Consider the following 22,882-nt stretch of genomic DNA (forward strand, 5'->3'; position numbering starts at 1 on the left):
GAACGCCCGCCGCCCCGCGCGAGGCGCAGGGGCGACGGGCGTCGCGGGGACTACTTCTTGGCGGGGGTGCGCTTCCCGTAGCGGGCCTCGAAGCGGGCCACACGACCGCCGGTGTCCATGATCCGCTGCTTACCCGTGTAGAACGGGTGGCAGGCGGAGCAGATCTCGACGGTGATGTTGCCGCCCGGCTTGGTGCTCCGGGTGGTGAACGAGTTGCCGCAGCCGCACAGCACCTGGGTCTCGTGGTACTCGGGGTGGATGCCGCTCTTCACGGATCGTGGTCCTCTCGCGTCGTGGTCGCCGGGTCCCCGTCGTGCCCGTGGGGTGAACCGGAACCGGATGTGCGGGCCATTCTCTCAGGACCGCCCGCTGTGGTGCACAACCACCTCGGGGGTCGGGTTGTTCCCGTCCCGCGGGGCCACCACCTGCTCGTCGACCCCCGCGGCCTCGGCCCCCTCGGCGTCGAGGATCCACACGTACTCGTTCTTGAGCCGGCCGCCGTTGCCGACGAACACGCCGGTCCGGAAGGGGTAGACGCCGACCGTCGGCGCGGTGCCCGGCGTCCCGGTGGCGATGGCGTGGTCGAGGTCGCGGTTGGCCCGCCGCATCGCTGCGAGGAGCCTGTGGGCGGCCGCGGCGGGATCGGCGAGCGTGCGCCCCTCGGCGAGCTGCAGGGCCACGTGCAGCTGCCGGTCGCCCGCGCGGTCCTCGTACGAGATGAGCCGGTGGTTCTCGACGGCGGCCACCAGCTCGGGGTCGGCGGCGACGGCGTCGCGGACCCCGTCGGGCGGGACCACGGCGCCGTTGTGGTCCACCGCGTGGTCGCTGCGGCCGTACTGCAGCAGCAGGGGCAGGTCGAGGACCCGCTCGTCGAGCACGGTCCGCAGGCCGAAGCGGCGCAGGACGGGCAGCACGTCGCGCATCCGCAGCACGTGGCCGCGGTCGTGGATGTTGTAGCGGATGCGGGGGTCGACGTTCTGCGGGCGCGTGATGGTGACGACGAGCTCGCCGGCCCCGTTCTCCTCGATCAGGTAGGCGTACGGGTTGAACTGGAAGATGTTGGGCAGCACGCCGTACTCGTCCTGCCTGGTCAGGGCACGGGCGAGGGCCGGATCGGCGGCGATCGCGCGGCGCAGGGCGATGGTGAACTCGGTCTCGACGGCGATGCTGATCTCCAGGTCGCTGGCCCCGTAGGCGCCGATCACCTTCCGCGCCCGGCGCAGGATGTGGTCGCGCATCCCCTCGCTGATCCCCTCGCCGCCGAAGGCGCAGACCACGTCGTAGGCCGCCCAGTCCAGCCGGTCGTCGGAGAGCAGGCCCTTGAGGAACGGCGGGTAGCTGGTGATCACGTAGGTGTAGCCGGTGCCGAACTCCCGCATCGTGTCGATGATCCTGTCGCGGTCGGGGCCGGTGGACTTGATCGTCGAGACGCGGGTGAGCGCCGCGGTGACGTTCATGCCGGTGGCCCACGCGCCGAGCGAGAAGGCGTTGATGACGAAGACCGGGCGGTCGGGCGTCGCGTGCCGCAGGAAGCCGACGCGCAGCACCTCGCGCGAGGCGCGTCGCTCGACCGGCCCGCAGACCCAGCTGGTCGGGGTGCCGGTCGAGCCCGACGACTCGTCGACGACGACCCCGCGGCGCGGCAGCCGCCCGCCCACGCAGCGTTCCGGGATCGGCCAGCGGGCGATGTAGGAGCGCTTGTCGGTCTCGGGCAGGTCGGCGAACGCCGTCGTCGACACCCCCTGCTCGGCCAGGAAGGCCCGGTAGGCGGGGACGCGCCGCACGGTGCGGGCGACCGTGCGCTGGGCCCGCCGGCGGCCGAGCCACCAGCGCAGCCGCTCGAACCCGGGGGCGAGCAGCAGGGCGTGGGTGCGCGGGGAGCGTCCGAGCAGGTCGACCAGGAGCTCCTGGAGCCACCAGAGGATCCTCATCGGGCCACCGCCGTCGGGTCCCGGTCCAGCAGCATCGCGTCGAGCCCGCGCCGCCAGGACCGCGGCGGCGCCTCGCCGGTGCCGTAGCGGAAGAGCATCCACGCCATCCGGCCGCCCGACTCGTCGACGCCGGTGCGCTCCACGAACGCGGCGTGCGAGCGCGGATTGGTGATCACCGTGCCGAACGGGTGCAGGTCCACGCCGTGGCGGGTGAACGCGAGCGAGACCCGCAGGAAGCAGCGGCCGGCCTCGACGTGGTCGGCCGGGCCGTCGAACGGGCCGGTGAGCCAGCCCAGCTCGCGGACCCCGCGCATGGTGTTCAGGTACACGCGCCGGAAGAGGCCCCCGACGACGGGCAGGTCCCACAGCCACCGGTGGCGCATCGCGATCCGCAGCAGCGGGCCGGGGATGAGCATGGTCTCGGCGGACAGGCCGTCGCGGGTGGCGGCCGCCTGCCGCTTCGACGTGCGGATCCAGGTGAGGATCTCCGCGTGGACCGCGTCGTCGCGCAGGTCGTCGAAGAGCGTCTCCTGGTTGACGCGGATGAGGTCGTCGACGAGGTCCTGCTCGCCGGTGCGCCCGAACTCCTGGCCCGCCGCGGCCGCGATCGCCGCGACCTCCTCGGTGACCCGGGGATCGACCGGCCGGCGGTCGTAGGGGCGGCGCGAGGTCCGGCGACGGCGGAACGCCGCCCACTGCTCGCGTGCCTCCGCCGTCACCGGGACCGGCGTGAGCTCCAGATGCCCGAGCAGGTGCTGGCGCTCCCGGGCCGCGAAGTCCATCGGGGCGAGGCGCAGGTCCTCGCGGACCGCCCAGCCGTGCGCCGCGGCCACCGTCGCCAGGGACTCGAGGTACACCCCGGCGCAGACGTGCGCGAAGGGGATGCCGAAGTCCTCGGCCGGGAGACCGCGGTCGAGGTCGTAGAAGAGGTCCGCGCGCCGGTCGTCGTGCACCCGCACGGTGATCGGCTGGGAGTTGTGCGGCGACGGGTAGCGGCGCGCCTCGTCCAGGATCGCCGACCAGGGGCCGGGGAGATCGGGGGCGCCGGGCTGGGCTGTCATGCCCCCGAGCCTCGTGCGCGACCCCGCGCACGGGCAGTCGTGGAACTACTCAACCGCCTGCCGGAGCCGCAGCGAACGCGCTGTTCGGTGCTTCTATGCGCGCGAACGACGCGCTCGCCCGAGACCCCGCCCGCGCGCGCTCCCCACGAACGGGGAGTTCGTGCGCCTAGAGGCAGCGAACAGCGCGTTCGCTACCTCCAGGCGCGCGCGACCGTCCTAGTCGTCGTCCTTGCCGGGCGTGGTCTTCGCGACCTGCATGAGGAACTCGATGTTCGTCCGCGACTTGCGCAGGCGGTCGAGGACGAGCTCGATGGCCTGCTGGGAGTCCAGCGCGGCCAGCACGCGGCGCAGGCGGTGGGTCACCGCCATCTCGTCCGGCGAGAGCAGCAGCTCCTCCTTGCGCGTGCCCGACGGGTCGGGGTCGATCGCGGGGAAGATGCGCTTGTCGGCGAGCTTGCGGTCGAGCTTGAGCTCGGCGTTGCCGGTGCCCTTGAACTCCTCGAAGATCACCGTGTCCATGGTCGACCCGGTCTCGACCAGGGCCGTCGCGAAGATGGTGAGCGAGCCGCCGTCCTCGATGTTCCGCGCGGCGCCGAGGAAGCGCTTCGGCGGGTAGAGGGCGGTGGAGTCGACACCCCCGGACAGGATGCGCCCGGACGCCGGGGCCGCGAGGTTGTAGGCGCGGCCGAGGCGGGTGATCGAGTCGAGCAGCACCACGACGTCATGACCCATCTCGACCAGGCGCTTCGCCCGCTCGATGGCCAGCTCCGAGAGCGAGGTGTGGTCCGACGGCGGCCGGTCGAAGGTCGAGGCGATGACCTCGCCCTTCACCGAGCGCTGCATGTCGGTGACCTCCTCCGGCCGCTCGTCGACGAGCACGACCATGAGGTGGACCTCGGGGTTGTTCGTGGTGATCGCGTTGGCGATCGCCTGCAGCACCATCGTCTTGCCCGCCTTCGGCGGCGAGACGATCAGCGCACGCTGGCCCTTGCCGACCGGCATGACCAGGTCGATCACGCGCGTGGTCAGCAGGTGCGGCTCGGTCTCGAGGCGCAGCCGCTCGTTGGGGTAGAGCGGCGTGAGCTTGGTGAACTCCGGGCGACGCTTGGCGGCCTCGGGGTCGAGCCCGTTGATCGAGTCGATGCGCACCAGCGGGTTGAACTTCTGGCGGTTCTGCTCGCCCTCGCGCTGCTGGCGCACCTGGCCGGTGACCGCGTCCCCGCGGCGCAGCCCGTGCTTGCGGACCAGCGACATCGAGACGTAGACGTCGTTCGGCCCCGAGGCGTAGCCCGAGGTGCGCACGAACGCGTAGTTGTCGAGGACGTCGAGGATGCCGGCGACCGGGATGAGCACGTCGTCGTCGCGGACCTCCGGCTCACCGCCGCCCTGGCGCTCGCCGCGCTCGCTGCGCTCCCCGCGGTCGTTGCGGTTGCGGCGACGGTCGCGGAAGCGCCGGCCGCGGCGACGGCCACCGCCGTCCTCGTCGTCGTCCTCGTCGTCGCGCTGGTTGGTCTGCTGCTGGCCGCCCTGCTGCTGACGGTCCTGCTGCTGACGGTCCTGCTGCTGGCGGTCCTGCTGCTGTCCACCCCGGTCCTGCTGGCGGTCGCCCTGCTGACGGCCGCCCTGACCGTTCTGGTCCGGCCGGCCGCCCTGCTGACGGTCGCCCTGCTGACGGTCGCCCTGCTGACGGTCGCCCTGCTGGCGGTCGCCCTGCTGACGGTCGCCCTGCTGACGGTCGCGCTCGCGCTGGCGGCGGGACCGGCCGTGGCCGCCGTCCCCGTCACCGTCGCCCTCGGTGTCGGGGCGGGAGCCGGGGCGGGTGTCGGGGCGGGCGTCGGGGCGCTCCGTGGTGGGCGCGGCGTCGGTGCCGGAGACGGCGTCGGTGGCGGGCGCGGTGTCGGCGGTGCCGGTCTCCGCCTCGGCGGCCGCGGCGGGGGCCGGCGCGGCGGCGCCGTTGCTGGTGGTGTCGCCGCCGGGGCCGGTCGTGTCGGCCGGGCCCTCGACGCCCGGGCCGGCGTCGCGGCGGGCGCCGCGGCGGCCGCGGCGCGAGGAGGTGGGGGTCTCGCTCGGGGTCTCGCTCGCGGTCTCGGTGGGGCTGTCGGAGCTCGCAGGCGCCTCGGTGGCGCTCGCGGCCGCGGCGTCGGCGCCGGGGACGGCGTCGGACGCGGCGGTGACCGCGCCCGCCCCGGAGGCGGCAGGAGCGTCGTCGCTGGTCACGGCGGCGGGTGCGTCGGCCGGAGCGGCCGCGTCCGCACTCGCCTCGGACGGCGAGCCGGAGGCCGCCGTCGCGCGACGACGGCCGCCGCGGCGGCGGGACGGGGCCCCGTCGGCCGGCTCGGCCGGGGCGTCCCCGGGCACCTCGGCGGGTGCCTCGGCGGGCGCACTGTCGGCGCCGGTGCCGGCGTCGTCGGCGAGCGGAAGCTGGTCACCGCCCCCGGACTGCCGCTTCTTGATCTCGGCGATGAGGTCGTTGCGCCGCATCCCCGTGGTGTCGGAGACGCCGAGCGAGGTCGCGAGGTCGCGCAGCTCGGCGAGCACCATGCCGGAGACACCTCCCCGCCGGCGCCGCTCGGGCGCGGAGCCACCCGATGCGGGGGTCGCGGCACCGTCGGCGCCGTCGGTGGAGATGACGTCGGTTTCGGTCACGCAGGTCCTTCCTGACCGGCCCGGGGACCACCCGGACCAGCGGATGTGTCCGCCCCGCACGGGGCGGGGCTGCTCGCGGGTCCCCTCCGGCCCGGGAGGTCGACAGTGGTCGACTCCGGGTGGGAGGGCCCACGGAGTTCTCGTACAGCGATCATGAGTGTGCGTCCGCCGGGACGACCCGACGGTTGGGGAAGAGGGTGGACCCGATCGAAGCGGGACCAGGGCACCGACGCGCCACACGCGTGGTCGCTGTGGTGCCGAGGGTAGACCTCGCCCCTGTCAGCGGCAACAACCACCCCCCGCGTGCCGCAGCAGGGCGTCTCAGACGACCTCGACGCGCGCGCCGCCGGTGTCGACGGCGAGCGGGGCGACGGTGAAGCCCGCGGTGTCGAGCCCGGCGGGTAGGTGGCCGTCGAGGGTCAGGGCCAGCACCGTCGGGCCGGCGCCGGAGACGACGGCGGGGACGCCGGCGCCGCGCAGGTGGTCGACGACGGCTGCGGTCTCGGGGTAGGCGGGGCGGCGGTAGGGCTGGTGCAGGCGGTCCTCGGTGGCCGCGAGCAGCAGCTCGGGCTCGCTGGTCAGGGCGTGCACGAGCAGCGCCGACCGGGCCGCGTTGTAGGCGGCGTCCGCGTGCGGGACGCGGTCGGGCAGCAGCCCGCGTGTGGCCTCGGTGGAGCTCGACCGGGCCGCGATGAGCGCGATCGGGCGCAGCGCCGGGTGCGGCGTGAGGTGCGCGGCGTGCCACGACCCCTCGTGCCCCCAGCTGACGACGAGCCCGCCGTACAGGCAGGCCGCGACGTTGTCGGCGTGCCCGTCGAAGCCCGCCGCGAGGTCGAGCACCGCGTCCTCGTCGAGCGGGTGGGTCGCGGCGAGCAGCGCGCGGGCGGCGACGATGCCGGCGACGGCGGCGGCCGCCGACGACCCGAGGCCCCGGCTGTGCGGGATGGCGTTGCGGCACCGCAGGCGCAGCGACACCCGCGGCGCCCCGGCCCGGGCGAACGTGGCGTGCGCGGCGCGCAGGACCAGGTGGCGCTCGTCGCGCGGCACGCGGCCGGCGCCCTCCCCCTCGACGTCGACGACGCAGCGCCCGCCGTCGCCGACGGACAGCTCGACCTCGTCCCACATCCCCAGGGCCAGGCCGAGGGTGTCGAAGCCGGGCCCGAGGTTCGCCGAGGTGGCCGGCACCCGGACGCGGACCACGGTGCCCGCCGGAGGGGCGACCTCCGACGCCACCTCCGCCCCGGCGCTCAGCGCAGGCCCAGGGCGTCGGCGACCGCGTCGACGTGCGGCGGGAGCACGACGGGGTCGGGCGCGTCCGCGAGCGCCGTGGCCGGGTCCTTGAGCCCGTGGCCGGTGACGGTGCAGACGATCAGCTGGCCGGGGTCCAGACGGCCCGCGCGCGCCTTGGCGAGCAGCCCGGCCACCGAGGCCGCCGACGCCGGCTCGACGAACACGCCCTCGCGGGCGGCGAGCAGGCGGTAGGCCTCGAGGATCGCGTCGTCGTCGACCGCGGTGATCTCGCCGGCGGACTCGTCGCGGGCGGCGATCGCCCCGTCCCAGGACGCCGGCGACCCGATGCGGATGGCGGTCGCGAGGGTCTCCGGGTCGCTCACCGGCGCCCCGTGCACGAGGGGCGCCGCGCCCGCGGCCTGCACCCCGAGCATGCGCGGCGTGCCGGCCACGACGCCGTCGCCGGCGTACTCGGTGTAGCCGCGCCAGTAGGCGGTGATGTTGCCGGCGTTGCCGACGGGCAGGGCGTGGACGTCGGGCGCGCGGCCGAGCTGGTCGCAGATCTCGAACGATGCCGTCTTCTGGCCCTCGATGCGCGCGGGGTTCACCGAGTTGACCAGCGCGACCGGGTACTGCTCGGCGGCGCGGCGGGCGAGCTCGAGGCAGGCGTCGAAGTTGCTCTCGAGCGCCAGGATGCGCGCGCCGTGCACCGTGGCCTGCGCGAGCTTGCCGAGCGCGATCTTGCCCTGGGGCACGAGGACCGCGCAGGTCATGCCGGCGCGCGTCGCGTAGGCCGCCGCGGAGGCCGAGGTGTTGCCGGTGGACGCGCAGATGACCGCCTGCGCGCCGCCGGCGAGGGCCTCGGTCATCGCCACGGTCATCCCGCGGTCCTTGAAGGAACCGGTGGGGTTCGCGCCCTCGATCTTGAGATGGACCTCGCAGCCGGTGAGCTCCGAGAGGTGCGGCGCGGACAGCAGCGGGGTGCCGCCCTCGCGCAGGGTCACGACCTCCCAGCCGGGCTGCACCCGCGGCATGCGGTCGCGGTAGGCGTTGATGATGCCGGGCCACTCCACGCGCGCCCCGGGGACCACACCGGTCACGACGTCCCTCCGAGCTCGGTCACCGGACGGCCCAGGCCCTCGACACGCAGCACCCCGGCGACGCCCCGGACGGCGTCGAGGCCGGTGAGCGCCTCCACCGTGGCCGCGAGCGCGGCGTCGGAGGCGGAGTGCGTCACGATCACCAGTGTGGCGTCCTTGGGGCCCGGCGCGCCATCGTCCGCGTCACCCCCGGACGCACCGCCCCGGCCCTCCTGCCGCACGGTCGCGATGCTGACGCCGTGCTCGGCGAACACCCCCGCGACCTGCGCGAGCACGCCCGCGCGGTCGGTGACGTCGAGGGCGACGTGGTAGCGGGTGAGGGTCTCCCCCATCGCCAGCACCGGCAGCGCCGCGTGGGAGGTGTCGCGCGGACCGCGGCCGCCGATGACGCGGTTGCGGGCGGCAGCGACGAGGTCGCCGAGCACCGCGCTCGCCGTCTGCGGCCCGCCGGCGCCCTGGCCGTAGAACATCAGCTGCCCGGCCGCGGCCGCCTCGATGAACACCGCGTTGTACGCGCCCGACACCGACGCGAGCGGGTGCGAGCGCGGGATCATCGCGGGGTGCACGCGGGCGCTGACCGCGCCGTCGGTCTGCTCGCAGATCGCCAGCAGCTTCACCGTGCAGCCCAGGGCCTTCGCGGCGGCGATGTCGGCGGCGGTGACGTCGCGGATGCCCTCGCGGTACACGTCGTCGGCGGTCACGCGGGTGTGGAAGGCGAGGCTCGCGAGGATCGCGGCCTTCGAGGCGGCGTCGTAGCCGTCGACGTCGGCGGTCGGGTCGGCCTCGGCGTAGCCCAGCCGGCCGGCCTCCTCGAGCGCCTCGGCGTAGTTGGCGCCGGAGGACGCCATCGCCGACAGGATGAAGTTCGTGGTGCCGTTGACGATGCCGGCGACGCGCACGATGCGGTCGCCCGCGAGCGACTGCTGGATCGGGCGCAGCAGCGGGATCGCGCCGGCGACCGAGGCCTCGTAGTAGAGGTCGGCGCCGGACTCGTCGGCGGCCGCGGCGAGCGCGGCGCCGTCCTCGGCGAGCAGCGCCTTGTTCGCCGACACCACCGACTTGCCGTTCTTGAGCGCCGTGAGCAGCAGCCCGCGCACCGGCTCGATGCCGCCGACGAGCTCGACGACGACGTCGACGTCGTCGCGCGTCACGAGGCCGGTGGCGTCGGTGGTCAGCAGGTCGCCGGGCACGTCCGGGTGCCGCTGCGGGCGACGCACCGCCACCCCGGCGAGCCGCAGCCGCGCCCCGACCCGCGCGGCCAGCTCGTCGGCCTGCTCGGTGAGCAGCCGCACCACCTGGGAGCCGACGACGCCGCACCCGAGCAGCGCGACCGAGATCTCGCGCCCGCCGTTCCCGGTCATGCCCTACCCCACCTCCAGCCGTGCCAGGTCGTCGAGGGTCTCGCGCCGCAGCAGCGGGCGCGACGTGCCGTCCGCCACGGCGACGACCGCGGGGCGCGGGACCTTGTTGTACGCGCTCGCCATCGCGTAGCAGTAGGCCCCCGTCGCGGCGACCGCCACGAGGTCGCCCGGGGCGAGATCCGCGGGCAGCCAGCAGTCGCGGACGACGACGTCGCCGGACTCGCAGTGCTTGCCGACGACGCGGCTGCGCACCGGCGGTGCCCCCGACGCCGAGCGCGAGACCAGACGGCAGTCGTAGTGCGCGTCGTAGAGCGCGGTGCGGATGTTGTCGCTCATGCCGCCGTCGACGCTGACGTAGCGGCGCCGCGCGCCCCCGCCGAGCTCGACGTCCTTGACCGTGCCGACCTCGTAGAGCGTCACCGTGCCCGGCCCGGCGATGGCGCGGCCCGGCTCGACGGCGATCCGCGGCGGCGCGAGGCCCACCCGCGCGGACTCCCGCTCGACGATCGCGCGCAGCTCACCGGCCATCCACGCGGGCGAGCGGGGGTGGTCGGCGACCGTGTAGGCGATGCCCATGCCGCCGCCGAGGTCCACGGTACCGAGGGCGTCGGTGACCGCGGGGCTGTCGGAGCCGTGCTCGTCGCGCAGCTCGGCGAGCAGGCCGATCACGCGGCGGGCGGCCAGCTCGAAGCCGTCGGCGTCGAAGATCTGGGAGCCGATGTGGCTGTGCAGGCCGACGAGGTGCAGCCCCGACGACTTCACCACGCGCCGCACCGCCTCGGCGGCGTCGCCCGCGGCCAGCGAGAACCCGAACTTCTGGTCCTCGTGGGCGGTCGCGATGAACTCGTGGGTGTGCGCCTCGACCCCCACCGTCACGCGCACCATGACCTGGGCGCGCACGTCACGCTCGCGCGCGATCTCGTCGAGGCGGGCGATCTCGACGTAGGAGTCGAGCACGATCGCCCCGACCCCGGCGTCGAGCGCCGCCGCGAGCTCCCGGCGGCTCTTGTTGTTGCCGTGCACGGTGATCCGCTCGGCGGGGAACCCGGCGCGCCGCGCGATCGCGAGCTCGCCCTCCGTGCAGACGTCGAGACCCAGGCCCTCCTCGGCGACCCACCGCGCGACCTCGGTGCACAGGAACGCCTTGGCCGCGTAGTGCACCAGCGCCGGGTCGCCGTACGCGGCGGCGTGCTCCGCGCAGCGCGCGCGGAAGTCGGCCTCGTCGATCACGAACAACGGGGTGCCGTGCTCGCGGGCGAGGGCGGTGACGTCGACGCCGGCGAGGCGGACGGCGCCGTCGTCAGCCCGCGTCGCGTGGCGGGGCCAGACCGCGGCGGGCAGGACGTCGAGGGCCGCGGCGTCCGGCGGGCCGGCGCCGTCCTCGTGCTGCGGGATGACGTCGGCGTGACGGGGCCCGGCGGGGTGTGCGCGGGTCATGCGGGGTTCTCCTGGGGGGTCACATGCGCTCGGGCGCGCTCACGCCGAGCAGGCCCAGGCCGTTGGCGAGCACCTGGCGGGCCGCGGTGCACAGCGCGAGACGCGCCGTGTGGATTCCCGCGGGCTCCTCGTCGCCCTGCGGCAGGACGCGGCAGGTGTCGTAGAAGCGGTGGTAGGCGCCCGCGAGCTCCTCGAGGTAGCGGGCCACCCGGTGCGGCTCGCGCAGGCCCGCCGCCGACGCCAGCACGCGCGGGAACTCCCCGAGCGTGCGGATGAGATCGCCCTCGCGCGGGTGCACGAGCAGGGCGAGGTCGGGGTCGTCGGCGCTCACACCGAGGTCCGCCGCGTTGCGGGCCAGCGACGCGAGCCGCGCGTGGGCGTACTGCACGTAGAACACGGGGTTCTCGTTGGTGCGGCTGGAGATGAGGTCCAGGTCGATCTCGAGCACCTGGTCGACCGAGCTGCGCGCGAGCGAGTAGCGCGCGGCGTCCACGCCGACCGCGTCGACGAGGTCCTCCAGCGTGATGATCGTGCCGGCGCGCTTGGACATCTTCACGGGCTCGCCGCCGCGCACCAGGTTGACCAGCTGGCCGATGAGGACCTCGACCCGCGCCGGGTCGTCGCCGAACGCCGCGGCCACCGCCTTGAGCCGGTGGATGTAGCCGTGGTGGTCCGCGCCGAGCATGTAGATCGCCAGGTCGGCGCCGCGCGCCCGCTTGTCGCGGTAGTAGGCGATGTCGCCGGCGATGTAGGCGGGCCGGCCGTCGGACTTGATGACGACACGGTCCTTGTCGTCGCCCTGGTCGGTGGAGCGCATCCACCACGCGCCCTCGGCGAAGTAGAGGGCGTCGCCGTCCTTGAGATCCTGGACGGCCTTCTCCACCGCGCCCGAGGTGTGCAGGGCGAGCTCGGAGGACCAGACGTCGAAGTGCGTCCCGAACGCCTCGAGGCTCGCGCGCATCTCGTCGAGCATCACCTCGACGCCCAGGCGCTTGAACGCGGCGAGCTTCTGGTCGTCGGGCTGGTCGAGCACGCTCGTCTCGTCCTCCACCCCGCCCGAGGCCTCGACGACCTTCGCCGCCACCTCCGCGACGTACGCCCCGCCGTAGCCGTTCTCCGGCACCGGCCGGCCCTCCGCGGCGGCGATGAGCGACTCGGCGAACCGGTCGATCTGGGCGCCGGCGTCGTTGACGTAGTACTCGCGGGTGACCGCGGCCCCCTGTGCGGCGAGCACGCGGCCCAGCGCGTCGCCGACCGCGGCCCACCGGGCGCCGCCGAGATGGATCGGGCCGGTGGGGTTCGCGGAGACGAACTCGAGGTTGATCGCCTGTCCGGTCAGCGTGTCCGCGTGCCCGTAACCGTCGCCCGCCGCGAGCACCGCGGCGACGATGCCGGCCTGGGCGTCCGCGGCGAGGCGCAGGTTGAGGAAGCCGGGGCCCGCGACCTCGGCGGTCGCGATGCCGTCGGTGTCGGTGAGCCGGGTGGCCAGCCAGCCCGCCAGCTCCGCCGGCGCGACCCCCGCCTTCTTCGCCGAGCGCAGCGCGATGTTGGTCGCGTAGTCGCCGTGCTCGGGGTTGCGCGGGCGCTCTACCGTGACCGTCTCGGGCAGCACCGCCGTGTCGAGGCCGCGCTCGGTGAGCACGTCCACGGCGACGGCGTGCAGGAGGTCGGCCAGGGCAGCGGGGGTCACCCCGGGGATTCTAGGGACCGCGACCGGCGCGACCTCGCTCCGGCGTCCACCACCCGGCCCCCACCCGGCGCCGATCACGCGGGGTGCGCACCCGTCACCGGGGCGCTACGACGTCCTCCGTAAACTCGTGGCCATGGCGAGTGGTGGGTCCGGCCGGCGGACCGGGTCGAGCTCGGGGTCGTCGGGACCCTCGCGCTCCGGGCGTGACGGACGGTCGCAGGGCGGCCAGGGGTCGGGCAACGGCCAGCGGTCCGGCGGTCAGCGGGACGGGGGCCAGCGGTCCGGCGGCCAGCGGGCGGCTGGTCAGCGGGACGGGGGCCAGCGGGGCGGGGGCCAGCGGGGCGGGGGCCAGCGCACCGCGCAGCGGCCCGGGCAGAAGCGCGGCCCGAACCCGGTCACCCGCGGCAAGCGCCCCGCGGCCGGCACGCGCCGTCAGGTGCCGTGGCTGGTGATCGGCGCCGTCGCCGTGGTGGTCGCGCTCGCCGCGGTCGTCATCGGCTTCGCGCTCTCGCGGGAGAGCGAGGTCGGCGCCTGGCGTCCGAGCGACGACAACCGCGACCCCTCGCTCGCGATCCCGGGTGTCATCACCGGGCAGTACGCGGGCCAGCAGCACGTGACCGCGCAGCAGCGCGTCGCCTACGACCGCTCGCCGCCCTTCGGCGGCCCGCACGACGCCTACTGGGCCGCGTGCAACGGCGTCGTCTACCCCACCCCGGTGCGCAGCGAGAACATGGTCCACTCGCTGGAGCACGGCGCGGTGTGGATCGCCTACAACCCGGACCAGGTCAGCGGGCCGGCGCTGCAGGCGCTCGCGGCGAAGGTGCAGGGCCAGGACTACACGATGATGTCGCCGTACCCCGGGCTCGACCAGCCGATCTCGCTGCAGTCCTGGGGTCACGAGCTCAAGCTCGCCGACGCGAACGACCCGCGCATCGACCAGTTCATCTCCTCGCTGCGCCAGAACCAGTACACCTACCCCGAGGTCGGGGCGAGCTGCGACGCGCTCGGGCCGGGCTACTTCGACCCGGACAACCCGCCGCCCTTCGACGCGTCCCCGCCGCCGCCGGACGCGGTGACCATGGACGGCCGCGGCGCCGCGGCGGGCGCCGGCGGATGAGCGCGCCCAGCCCGGTGGGCGACACCGTGACCGACCCCTCGAGCGACACCGACCGCACCGACCCGCCACCGCCCGTCGACGACGGCGGCGACGACGGGGGCTCCGGCGGCGGGTGGTGGTCGGCGAGCCCGACGTGGGCGAAGGCCGTCGTGGCCGGCGGTCTCGCGCTGCTGCTCGTCCTCGTCGGCGTCATCGGCGGGATCGCGCTGGGCCGCGCGACGGCGGAGTCGTACGGGCCCGCCGAGGACTCCATCGACGTCGGGTTCCTGCAGGACATGACGGTCCACCACAGCCAGGCGGTCGAGATGGCCGTGTGGGCGCGGACCAACACCGCCGACCCGCGCGTGCGCCAGATCGCGTTCGACATCGAGTCGACCCAGACGTCGCAGGTCGGGCGCATGGAGGGCTGGCTGACGCTGTGGGGTCGGCCGCTCTCCCCGCCCTCCGGACAGTTCATGGGGTGGATGGGCATGCCGATGGCGTCCATGCCGGGCATGGCCTCCCCGGAGGACCTGGCGCGGATGCGCGCGGCCACCGGGCGCGAGCTCGACGTCGAGTTCCTGCAGCTCATGCTGCGCCACCACCAGGGCGGTCTGCCGATGATGGAGGCCGCGGCCGCCGACGCCTCGGTCCCCGCGGTCCGGGCGCTCGCGCAGAGCATGGTCGCGTCCCAGACCGCCGAGTCGGCGACGATGACGCAGATGCTCGCCGAGCGCGGCGCCGCACCCCTCCCCGCGCCCGCCGACCCCCACGCCGGCATGGACGGGATGCACGGCGGCGGCTGATCCGTGGCGCACTCTGTGCGAGCGATGCGGCATCGCTGGCGCCTGACGCCAGGATCGCCACATCCTCGCTGACCCGACACGCCGACGCGGGCGTCGCGCGGGTCGGAACGACGATCAGGGGGCCGAAAAGCACGCCGGGCGAGGGCTCGGAGGTGCGTAGCGACCTCCTGATCATCGGCGCTACGACCCCAGCCGCGCTCGCACCTCCGCCTCGGCGGCGGCGATCGGGCTGGCAGCGGCCTCGCGGTGCAGGGCCTCGAGCCGCTCGCCGGCCTCGGGACGGCTCCACTCGCGCGCGAAGGCGCCGGACAGGATGTCGTCGTGCATCACGCGGGCGAAGCGCGCCGCCAGCTCGCCCTGCTCGTCGAGTGCCGCGAGCGAGCGCAGCTGCCCGTACTGCGACGTCCGTGAGTGGAGCCCGAGCTGCCCGAACAGGCCCTCACGGGCGACGTGCGCGAACACCTCGGCGGGCTCGGCCGACAGGTAGAGCTCGTTCAGCACCGCCTCCTCACTGAATCCGGCCTCGATCGCCACGCGGTGGGCGGTGCGCACGACGTCGAGGATCGCCGGCCACACGGCCTGCTCGCTGAACAGGTCGAGCGCCGCCTCCTCGCGCGCGCTGGAGACGATGGCCCCGCCGAGGGTGCCGCCGATCGCCCGCGCCACCGCGAGCGTCGTGTCCCACGCGCGCCCCGTCGCGTCCCGCTCGACCGACACGAAGCACGGGAACCCGTGCCGGTCGACGTACCGGTCGCGCACCGCCGCGCCGATCATCCGCGGCGCGACCATGACGACGTCGACCCCGTCGGGCACCTCGAGCAGCCCGAAGTGCCAGTTGTAGCCGCTGGCCACGACGAGCGTGTCCCCCGCCGTCAGCCCCGGCGCCACCTCGTGGCGCACCAGGTCCGGCTGCACCTCGTCGGGCACGAGCAGCAGGGCGATGTCCGCCGCCGCGGCCGCCTCACCGATCGGGCGGACGTCGAAGCCCTCCTCACGCGCGCCCGCGACGTAGCCGTCCTCCCGGTTCCCGACGAGCGGCGCGTACCCCGAGTCGCGCAGGTTCGCCGCCTGCGCCGCGCCCTGGTTGCCGAACCCGAGCACGGCGATCGTGCGCCCGGACAATGCGGAGAGGTCCGCGGCGTCGACGGTGCGGTCCTGATGGATCTCTGCGTGTGCCATCACCCGAGCGTCGGTGCTCACCGGCCCGTGCGCTAGGCTCAGCCACGGTTCGCCCCCGTAGCTCAGGGGATAGAGCACCGCCCTCCGGAGGCGGGAGCGCAGGTTCGAATCCTGCCGGGGGCACCATGTGATGTGTCAGGACATCCCGGACGCCCGAACCCCGTCGTGTGGGTTCGGGCGTTTGTCATGTCGGGGTTGTCGGTCGTCTGGGCTGGTCGTCGCGGGTCGGGTCGACGTCGAGCTCGCGCAGGAGTTCACCGGTGGCGGCGTCGATGACGCGCACGTGGTGGTTCGGCGGCGGGGCTTGCGATCGGCATGGTCTCCGCGTCGGGAACGGCGGGCATCTCGCTCACGCCGGTCCTGCTCGAACGCCTCGTCGCGGTCGCCGACCGGCGGACGGTCCGGGCCGGCGAGGGGCCTCGTGGTCTGGGTGGTCGTCGTACCGTGCTGCCGGTGCTGGTCGTGGTCGCGGCGATCGTCGTGAGGCCGCCCCGACAGTCGGGAGGCGGCCCCGGGGTGGCCGGTGGGAGGGAGCACCGAGCAGCCGCGTGTCCGTCGCCTCACAGACGATCAACATCACAAGAGCTCGGACTCTTCTCTCACGTGACCGTACGGTCAAGGCGCTCGCGAGCTCCGGCGTCGCCGCTCGCACCGCTTCCCGCTCCCCTCCCGAAAGAGCCCATGCCGCTGCCTGCCGTCCTGTCCGGAGCATTGCGCTCGTCCACCACCGCGGCCCGCCGCATCCGGATCCCGTCATGGCGGGAGGCCCGCGTCGAGGTCCTCGCGGGCCTCGTCGTCGCGCTCGCCCTGATCCCCGAAGCGATCTCGTTCTCGATCATTGCCGGGGTCGACCCGCGGGTGGGCCTGTTCGCCTCGTTCACCATGGCCGTCACCATCGCGATCCTCGGCGGGCGCAAGGCGATGATCTCCGCGGCGACCGGCGCCATCGCCCTCGTGCTCGCTCCCCTCGTGCTCGAGCACGGGGTGGAGTACCTGTTCGCCGCGGTCGTGCTGGGCGGGCTGATCCAGGTCCTGCTCGGGGTCCTCGGGGTGGCGCGGCTGATGCGGTTCCTGCCGCGCATGGTCATGGTCGGCTTCGTCAACGCGCTCGCCATCCTGATCTTCCTCGCCCAGCTGCCCTACCTGGTCGACGTGCCGTGGACGGTGTACGTGCTGCTGGCCGTGGGCCTGTTGGTCATGGTGGGCCTGCCGCGGCTCACCCGGGCCGTGCCCGCGCCGCTGGTGGCCATCGTCGTGCTCACCGCGTTCACCGTCGCCGCCGGCGTCGCCGTGCCGACCGTCGGCGACCAGGGCGACCTGCCCGACAGCCTGCCGATCCTCGGCATCCCGACGGTGCCGTTCACCGTCGAGACCCTCGCGATCATCGCGCCCTACGCGCTGGCGATGGCGCTGGTCGGGCTGATGGAGTCGCTGATGACGGCCAAGCTGGTGGACGGGATCACCGACACCCACTCCGACAAGACCCGCGAGTCCTGGGGCCAGGGCGTGGCCAACGTCGTCACCGGCTTCTTCGGCGGCATGGGCGGCTGCGCGATGATCGGACAGACGATGATCAACGTGAAGTCCGGCGCCCGCACCCGGCTCTCGACGTTCCTCGCCGGGGTCTTCCTGCTGATCCTCGTGGTCGCCCTCGGCGACGTCGTGGCCCGCATCCCGATGGCCGCCCTCGTCGCTGTCATGATCATGGTCGCGGTCGCGACCTTCGACTGGCACAGCATCGCCCCCGCCACCCTGCGCCGGATGCCCAAGAGCGAGCTGGCGGTGATGGCGGCGACGGTCGCGGTCACCGTGACCACCCACAACCTTGCGATCGGCGTCGTCGTCGGGGTGCTCGTCGCGACGGTGCTCTTCGCACGCCGCGTGGCCCACCTCGTCGAGGTCGACGGGGTCCTCGACCCCGACGGCAGCACGAAGATCTACCGCGTCTCCGGGCAGCTGTTCTTCGCGTCCAGCAACGACCTGACCTACCAGTTCGACTACGCCTGCGACCCCGGTCGCGTCGTGATCGACCTGTCCGAAGCCCACATCTGGGACGCCTCCACCGTCGCCGCCCTCGACGCCATCACCACCAAGTACGAGGACCGCGGCACCGAGGTCACCATCACCGGGATGAACGACAACAGCCGGGCCCGCCACGACAACCTCGCCGGCAACCTCGCCGGAAGCCACTGACGGGCGTGCTCAGGCTCCCCGGTAGATCCCGAAGGTCCACAGGCTGCCCTCGGTGTCGCGCACGCTGAAGGCGTCGGTGGGGCCGCCCGCGGCGAACTCGGTCGCGTGCGGTCCCACGACGACGTCACCGGTGCCGCCGACGAGGACGGTGCCGCCCCCGGGCCGGCGCAACTCCGCGTGGACGACGTCCCCGTCCGCGTCGCGGACCACGACGGCCTCCCGGAACCAGGAACCGCCGACCGGCCTCCGGGTCGTCGTCGTGCAGGAGTCCGACGGGTCCGCGGTAGCTGCGATGCGGCAACGACCGCAAGGCGCCGAGCACCTCAGGGCGCACATCTCGCCGGCGGGCCGCATCGAGGACCTCGTCGACCGTCGCCGCGGGTGCGTGAAGACCTACTCGGTGAGGTCGATGATCTCCATCCGCGTGACCGGGAGGTCCGACGGCGCAGGGCTCCACGTGATCGCGGACCTACCCTGCCGTGATGACAGACTTGAGTGGTGCTCGTGCCTCCCTCGGAGGGCCGTGGAGTGCAGGCGATGCTTCCTGGCGAGAGCAGACGACGCGAGGGCAGGGACGCGGGGGCAGGGGCCAGGCACCTCGGACGAGGACGGTGGAGAGATGCGTGACGACCTGATGCAGATCGGCGTCGTGGCCGACCGCGCCGGCCTGTCCCTGCGCACCATCCGGTACTACGAGGAGGTCGGGCTCGTGGTCCCCGCCGAGCGATCGTCCGGCGGCTTCCGGCTGTACTCCGAGGAGAACATCGCCCAGCTCCGGCTCATCAAGCAGATGAAGCCGCTGGAGTTCACCTTGGAGCAGATGCGCGACCTGCTGGAGACGGTGCGGGCCCTCACCGCCGAGCCGGCGCCCGCGCCCGAGCGCAAGGCCGAGCTCTCCGACCGGCTCGGCATGTACCGCTCGATCGTCGAGGCCCGCATCGACGCGCTCCGGGAGCAACTGCACCGCGCCGAGGACTTCGCCGACCTCCTCCGCTCGCCGTCGGCGATGCGAGCGCGAGGGTGAGCGCCCGGCCGAGGCGGACCCGTCGCTCTCGACCGGCGAGGTGGACGGGGACGCCCGGCGCCGGCGCACCTTCGCCGTGATCAATCACCCCGCACACAGCGCTGGCGGCCGGGATGGTGGCCACCCCGCGGATCTCGCGTGCGCGGCGGATCCTTGCTCGGGTCATCTCACCCGAATCGGGGGCGCGCCGCCCCGGCGGGTGCCCGATCATGGCGCGGACGCCCCACCGCGTCGTCAGCTCGTCGAGGAGAGCTCATGAGCGAGATCTCGGCGGCGCGGTCGGACCGCCGTCGCCGGATGCCCCTGGAGGACTACGCGGCGATCACCGCGACGGTCCTGGTCGTCCTCGCGCTGGCCGCGGCGATCGTCGTCGCGCGGGGCGCGATCGTGCTGGTGTTCGTCGGCTTCTTCCTGGCCACCGGCATCGAACCCGCGATCCGCTGGTTCGTGACGCGCGGGCTGCGCCGCGGACTGGCCGTCGCCCTGGTCGTCCTGCTCGTCCTCGTGGTCCTCGTGGGACTGGCCGCCGTGCTGGTGGTCCCGGCCGTGAACGAGATCGGCTACCTCGTCGCGGAGCTCCCGGACCGGCTCGCCGCCCTGGGCGAGCGGCTCGGCGGCCCCGGCAGCGCCGTCGGCAGCGCGATGACCGACCCGGGCACCCAGCAGCAGCTGCAGCAGTCGCTCTCGGGGCTCGGCGGTCTCGTCGCGGCCGGCGCCGCGGCGGTCTTCAGCGTGCTCGGCGCGCTCTTCGGGGGCGTGTTCGCCACGGTCACCGTGCTGGCGCTGCTGGTGTACTTCTCGCTGGCCATGCCCCGCATCCGCGCCGGGATGGACCGCCTGCTGGCCCGCGAGGAGCGCATCGCCGCCGCCGAGGCCGCCCTGGGGCGCATCGGGGGGTACGTCTCGGGCCAGCTGGTCGTGTCCGGGATCGCCGGGCTCGCGGCGTTCGTCTTCTTCCTGCTCGCGGGCATCCCCTACCCGGCGCTGCTGGCGCTCGTGGTCGCCGTCCTCGACGCCGTCCCCCAGATCGGCGCGACCCTCGCCTCGTTCGTCGCGGTCGTCGCGGCCCTCACCGTCAGCTTCCCGCTGGCCATCGGAACGCTCGTCTACTTCATGATCTACCAGGGCGTCGAGAACTACCTCGTCGCGCCGCGGGTGTTCTCCAAGGCCATCGAGCTCTCGCCCGTCGGCGCGTTCGTCGCCATCCTCATCGGCGGCGCCACCGCCGGGCTGCTCGGCGCGATGACGGCCCTCCCGCTCACCGCCGCCGGCAAGGTCGTCATCGGCCACGTCCTGTCCGAGCGCGGCGGCCGGGGGCGGTCCACACCCGTCCGCACCCCCACCGGCCATGGCGTCGGTGACCGCAACACCACGGAGCAGGAGGACGGGCATGTCTGAGGCGTCACGAGCGAAGCGGAGCTCGACGGGTGGCAGGAAGGTCGACTCCCGATGGATCGTCGGGGGCGTCCTCCTCGTCGTCGCCCTGGTCTTCGTCCTGGAGAACCGCGACCCGGTCGGCATCCGACTGCTCATCCCGCTCGTCGTCATGCCGCAGTGGGCGGCGCTGACGATCACGCTCGTCATCGGCTTCGTGGCGGGTGTCCTGGTGTCGCGCCGACGTCGGTGAGGCGCCCGGCGCCGGTGTGCCTCAGGGCTCGATCAGGCCGGACCGGATGGCGTAGCGGGTGACCTCGACCCGGTCGCGCAGACCGAGCTTGTCGAGGATGTTCGCGCGGTGCCGCTCGACGGTCTTGGGGCTGAGGGTGAGCAGCTCGGCGATCTCCGCGGAGCTGTGGCCCTCGGCGACCAGCTTCACCACTTCGCTCTCGCGCGGGGTCAGCGGTCCGCGCCCGGGTCGCTCGCCGTGGGCGACCCGCTCGAGGTAACGGCGCATCAGCGCGCCCAGAGCCGCGGGATGGATGAACGGCTCGCCCCGGACCGCGGCCCGACAGGCATCGACCAGGTCGCGGTCGGCCTGCCGCTTGAGCACGTAGCCGGCCGCTCCGGCGGCGATGGCCTCGAAGAAGTACTGCTCCCGGTCGTACATCGACAGCAGCAGCACGGGCAGGCCGGGGCGTCGACGGACGATCTCGCGGGTGGCCTGCAACCCGGTCAGGTGCGGCATGGCCACGTCGAGGACGGCCAGGTCGACCCGGGTCCTCGTGGCCACCTCGATCGCTTCGAGCCCGTCGACGGCCTCGGCGACGACCTGCAGGTCGGCCTGCCGCTCCAGCACGGCCTTCAAGCCCTCGCGCACCACGGCGTGGTCGTCGGCGATGAGAACCCGTGCGGGGGGCGGGGACGTCATGGTCGGCCGCCGAGGAGTGCGATGCTCACCGACAACCGGACGCGCGTCCCCCGGGAGGGGCTGTCGATGAGCAGTCGGCCGCCGATCAGCAGCGCACGCTCGCGCATGCCGCGGACGCCCTGCCCGTCGCTGTCGACGTCGGCCGCGCCGGCACCGTCGTCGGTGACCGTCAGGTGCAGCTGCTCCGCCCCGACCTCCAGGACCAGCGTGATCCGGTCCGCCCCCGCGTGCCGGACCGCGTTGGTGAGCGCCTCCTGGGCGATGCGGTAGACCGCGAGCTCCACCTCCGCGGACATCGCCGGCAGACGGTTCGGCAGGACCGCGTCGATCCGCGCCGTGCAACCGTGCTGGCGCAGGGAGCCGACCAGTGCGTCCAGGCCGCTGCGCAGCCCGAGATCGGTGAGCACACCGGGGCGCACCTGGTAGGCGAGCGCGCCGACCTCGTCCAGCGTCGCCCGGGTCTGGTCCGCCACCTCCTCGATGCGGGGACGCAGCGGCTCCGACGCCTCGTCGTGGAGGCGGCCGAGCTGCAGGAGGATGCCGGTCAGCCGCTGCCCGATCTCGTCGTGCAGCTCCCGACCGAGACGTTGCCGCTCGGCCTCCAGACCGGAGATCGTCCGGCGCGTGCTGGCCCGTCGCTCGGCCTCGAGCCGGTCGAGCATCGTGTTGTAGCCGGCGATCAGCGCCCGTGTCTCGGCCCCGCCCATCTCCGGGAGGCGCTCGCGGGGTCGGAGGACGTCCAGGGTCTCCATGCGCCGGACCAGGGCGGCCAGACCGCTGAAGCTGAAGCGCAGCAGCAACGCGTTCGCGACCACCATGATCACGAGTCCGCCGGCGAGGACGACCCACTCCTCGGTGGCCGCCGGCCACGAGACCGTCGCCGGCGTGATCGCGAGCATGAGCACGGCCGCGACCAGGATGGCCGCGTTCACCGCGACCACCCGCGCGTACAGCGAGGAGTTGCGCCGCCGCGGGACCGGGTCGGCGCGCTCCCGCGGCGCGCCACCCACCGGCCGGGGCGGTGACGTCGTCATGGCCATCAGCGTGCGGGATCGAACCGTCCCGCGGAACCGGCCGGGCGACCACCGGCCCCGGCGTCCGCACGCTCGGACCACGCCCGTCGGTCGACGCCCTTGACGAGCAGCCACAGGAAGAAGGGCACCTCGCCGACCAGGGCGGTGACGCCGACGAGCCAGCCCCACGCGTCCGCGTAGCCGGACCAGAGCAGGGTGCCGAGGCCGTCGACCAGGTACCCGGCCCCGGCGAGCCCGAGCAGCGCCCCGAAGACCCGCGGGAAGAACTCCGCGTGGTGGACCAGCCACCCGAGCAGCACCAGGGAGGACCCGAAGAACAGCTGGCTGACGAGCACCGCGTCCCCGTGCACCTCGAGGGCCAGCAGGGCGAGGGCGTCGCGCTGTGCGGGGTCGAGCGCGCCCGCGGGCTCGTTCGCCAGGCGCAGCGCCGCCAGGGTGCCGAGCAGGCCGATCCCGATCACCACGGCCTCGGCGAGCCGGGCGAACGCCGCGGTCAACGCCACGCCACGGCTCACCGACCGCAGCAGGAGGTACAGCAGCACCGGCATCGCGACCTCGACGAGCATGATCGCGACCTCGACGACGATGCCGGCACGGAGCAGGCCGCCGGCCTCACGGAGGTTCGCCGCGGTCGCCGTGGCGTCGCCGGCGACGACGATCTCGCCGGGGACGTAGAGCAGGCTGAACGGGCCGAGCACCGCCAGCAGGACGAAGAGGGTGCCGATCGTCCGAGCCAGGCGGTTCGGGTCCCGCGCGACGGGTCCGGTGGGCATGTCGGGTCCTCGG

Annotated in this window: 20 protein-coding genes and 1 tRNA gene; 7 read left to right on the forward strand and 14 right to left on the reverse strand. The window is 74.2% G+C overall.

Annotation, left to right across the window (positions count from 1 at the left end; translation table 11 throughout):
• Positions 1–50 precede the first annotated feature (50 nt).
• The 9 genes from rpmE to argS all read right to left on the reverse strand — a co-directional run bounded on the left by rpmE (position 51) and on the right by argS (position 12,456).
• A complete protein-coding gene (gene rpmE / locus ACYX4T_RS11340) occupies positions 51–272 on the reverse strand; it encodes a 50S ribosomal protein L31 (protein ID WP_133824609.1) in 222 nt (73 codons plus the stop codon).
• An 84-nt stretch (positions 273–356) separates the two neighbouring features.
• Positions 357–1,931: a phenylacetate--CoA ligase family protein gene (locus ACYX4T_RS11345; RefSeq protein ID WP_476014617.1), complete on the reverse strand. Its 1,575-nt coding sequence runs from the start codon at positions 1,929–1,931 to the stop codon at positions 357–359.
• Entirely contained in the window at positions 1,928–2,992 is a 1,065-nt protein-coding gene (locus ACYX4T_RS11350) for a nitroreductase family protein (protein WP_476014618.1), read from the reverse strand. The genes ACYX4T_RS11345 and ACYX4T_RS11350 overlap by 4 nt, the downstream gene beginning before the upstream one ends.
• Positions 2,993–3,208: 216 nt before the next feature.
• Entirely contained in the window at positions 3,209–5,638 is a 2,430-nt protein-coding gene (gene rho, locus ACYX4T_RS11355) for a transcription termination factor Rho (protein WP_476014619.1), read from the reverse strand.
• Positions 5,639–5,959: 321 nt separating this feature from the next.
• On the reverse strand, positions 5,960–6,871 hold the full coding sequence (gene thrB / locus ACYX4T_RS11360; RefSeq protein ID WP_476014620.1) for a homoserine kinase: 912 nt from the start codon (positions 6,869–6,871) through the stop codon (positions 5,960–5,962).
• A gap of 14 nt (positions 6,872–6,885) precedes the next feature.
• Positions 6,886–7,902 carry a threonine synthase gene (thrC, locus tag ACYX4T_RS11365; protein ID WP_476015245.1) on the reverse strand — a complete coding sequence of 339 codons (1,017 nt, stop codon included), beginning with the start codon at positions 7,900–7,902 and terminating at the stop codon, positions 6,886–6,888.
• Between the two features lie 62 nt (positions 7,903–7,964).
• Complete coding sequence (locus tag ACYX4T_RS11370; protein ID WP_476014621.1) at positions 7,965–9,329, reverse strand: homoserine dehydrogenase; 1,365 nt, start codon at positions 9,327–9,329, stop codon at positions 7,965–7,967.
• Positions 9,330–9,332: 3 nt separating this feature from the next.
• A complete protein-coding gene (gene lysA, locus ACYX4T_RS11375) occupies positions 9,333–10,766 on the reverse strand; it encodes a diaminopimelate decarboxylase (RefSeq protein ID WP_476014622.1) in 1,434 nt (477 codons plus the stop codon).
• Positions 10,767–10,785: 19 nt separating this feature from the next.
• A complete protein-coding gene (gene argS / locus ACYX4T_RS11380) occupies positions 10,786–12,456 on the reverse strand; it encodes an arginine--tRNA ligase (protein ID WP_476014623.1) in 1,671 nt (556 codons plus the stop codon).
• A 133-nt stretch (positions 12,457–12,589) separates the two neighbouring features.
• On the opposite strand from argS, the gene ACYX4T_RS11385 reads away from it, so the two are divergent.
• Positions 12,590–13,573: a DUF3105 domain-containing protein gene (locus ACYX4T_RS11385; protein ID WP_476014624.1), complete on the forward strand. Its 984-nt coding sequence runs from the start codon at positions 12,590–12,592 to the stop codon at positions 13,571–13,573.
• Positions 13,570–14,358, forward strand: coding sequence for a DUF305 domain-containing protein (locus ACYX4T_RS11390; protein WP_476014625.1), 789 nt, complete (start codon positions 13,570–13,572; stop codon positions 14,356–14,358). The genes ACYX4T_RS11385 and ACYX4T_RS11390 overlap by 4 nt, the downstream gene beginning before the upstream one ends.
• A gap of 180 nt (positions 14,359–14,538) precedes the next feature.
• Here the strand turns inward: ACYX4T_RS11390 and ACYX4T_RS11395 are convergent, their stop codons facing one another.
• Positions 14,539–15,537: an NAD(P)-binding domain-containing protein gene (locus ACYX4T_RS11395; protein WP_476014626.1), complete on the reverse strand. Its 999-nt coding sequence runs from the start codon at positions 15,535–15,537 to the stop codon at positions 14,539–14,541.
• A gap of 51 nt (positions 15,538–15,588) precedes the next feature.
• On the opposite strand from ACYX4T_RS11395, the gene ACYX4T_RS11400 reads away from it, so the two are divergent.
• Positions 15,589–15,663, forward strand: a tRNA-Arg gene (locus ACYX4T_RS11400).
• 555 nt (positions 15,664–16,218) lie between these two features.
• Complete coding sequence (locus ACYX4T_RS11405; protein ID WP_476014627.1) at positions 16,219–17,730, forward strand: SulP family inorganic anion transporter; 1,512 nt, start codon at positions 16,219–16,221, stop codon at positions 17,728–17,730.
• 9 nt (positions 17,731–17,739) lie between these two features.
• On the opposite strand, the gene ACYX4T_RS11410 is transcribed toward ACYX4T_RS11405, so the two are convergent.
• The gene (locus ACYX4T_RS11410; RefSeq protein ID WP_476014628.1) at positions 17,740–17,940 is read right to left on the reverse strand and encodes a hypothetical protein; all 201 of its coding nucleotides are present in this window, start codon (positions 17,938–17,940) and stop codon (positions 17,740–17,742) included.
• Positions 17,941–18,349: 409 nt separating this feature from the next.
• Here ACYX4T_RS11410 and ACYX4T_RS11415 point away from each other — a divergent pair, with 409 nt between their 5' ends.
• The 3 genes from ACYX4T_RS11415 to ACYX4T_RS11425 all read left to right on the forward strand — a co-directional run bounded on the left by ACYX4T_RS11415 (position 18,350) and on the right by ACYX4T_RS11425 (position 20,381).
• Positions 18,350–18,754, forward strand: coding sequence for a MerR family transcriptional regulator (locus ACYX4T_RS11415; protein ID WP_476014629.1), 405 nt, complete (start codon positions 18,350–18,352; stop codon positions 18,752–18,754).
• 255 nt (positions 18,755–19,009) lie between these two features.
• A complete protein-coding gene (locus ACYX4T_RS11420) occupies positions 19,010–20,152 on the forward strand; it encodes an AI-2E family transporter (RefSeq protein WP_476014630.1) in 1,143 nt (380 codons plus the stop codon).
• Positions 20,145–20,381, forward strand: a complete 237-nt coding sequence (locus tag ACYX4T_RS11425; protein ID WP_476014631.1) for a LapA family protein — start codon at positions 20,145–20,147, stop codon at positions 20,379–20,381. The genes ACYX4T_RS11420 and ACYX4T_RS11425 overlap by 8 nt, the downstream gene beginning before the upstream one ends.
• Positions 20,382–20,402: 21 nt before the next feature.
• On the opposite strand, the gene ACYX4T_RS11430 is transcribed toward ACYX4T_RS11425, so the two are convergent.
• From ACYX4T_RS11430 to ACYX4T_RS11440, 3 genes are read right to left on the reverse strand one after another with little or no spacing between them, the layout of a single operon-like run.
• Complete coding sequence (locus tag ACYX4T_RS11430; RefSeq protein WP_476014632.1) at positions 20,403–21,062, reverse strand: response regulator; 660 nt, start codon at positions 21,060–21,062, stop codon at positions 20,403–20,405.
• Positions 21,059–22,096, reverse strand: coding sequence for a sensor histidine kinase (locus ACYX4T_RS11435; protein WP_476014633.1), 1,038 nt, complete (start codon positions 22,094–22,096; stop codon positions 21,059–21,061). The genes ACYX4T_RS11430 and ACYX4T_RS11435 overlap by 4 nt, the downstream gene beginning before the upstream one ends.
• A 5-nt stretch (positions 22,097–22,101) precedes the next feature.
• The gene (locus ACYX4T_RS11440) at positions 22,102–22,869 is read right to left on the reverse strand and encodes a DUF4386 domain-containing protein (protein ID WP_476014634.1); all 768 of its coding nucleotides are present in this window, start codon (positions 22,867–22,869) and stop codon (positions 22,102–22,104) included.
• Positions 22,870–22,882 lie beyond the last annotated feature (13 nt).

This window comes from Actinomycetospora sp. ABD4_176, from assembly GCF_056311855.1.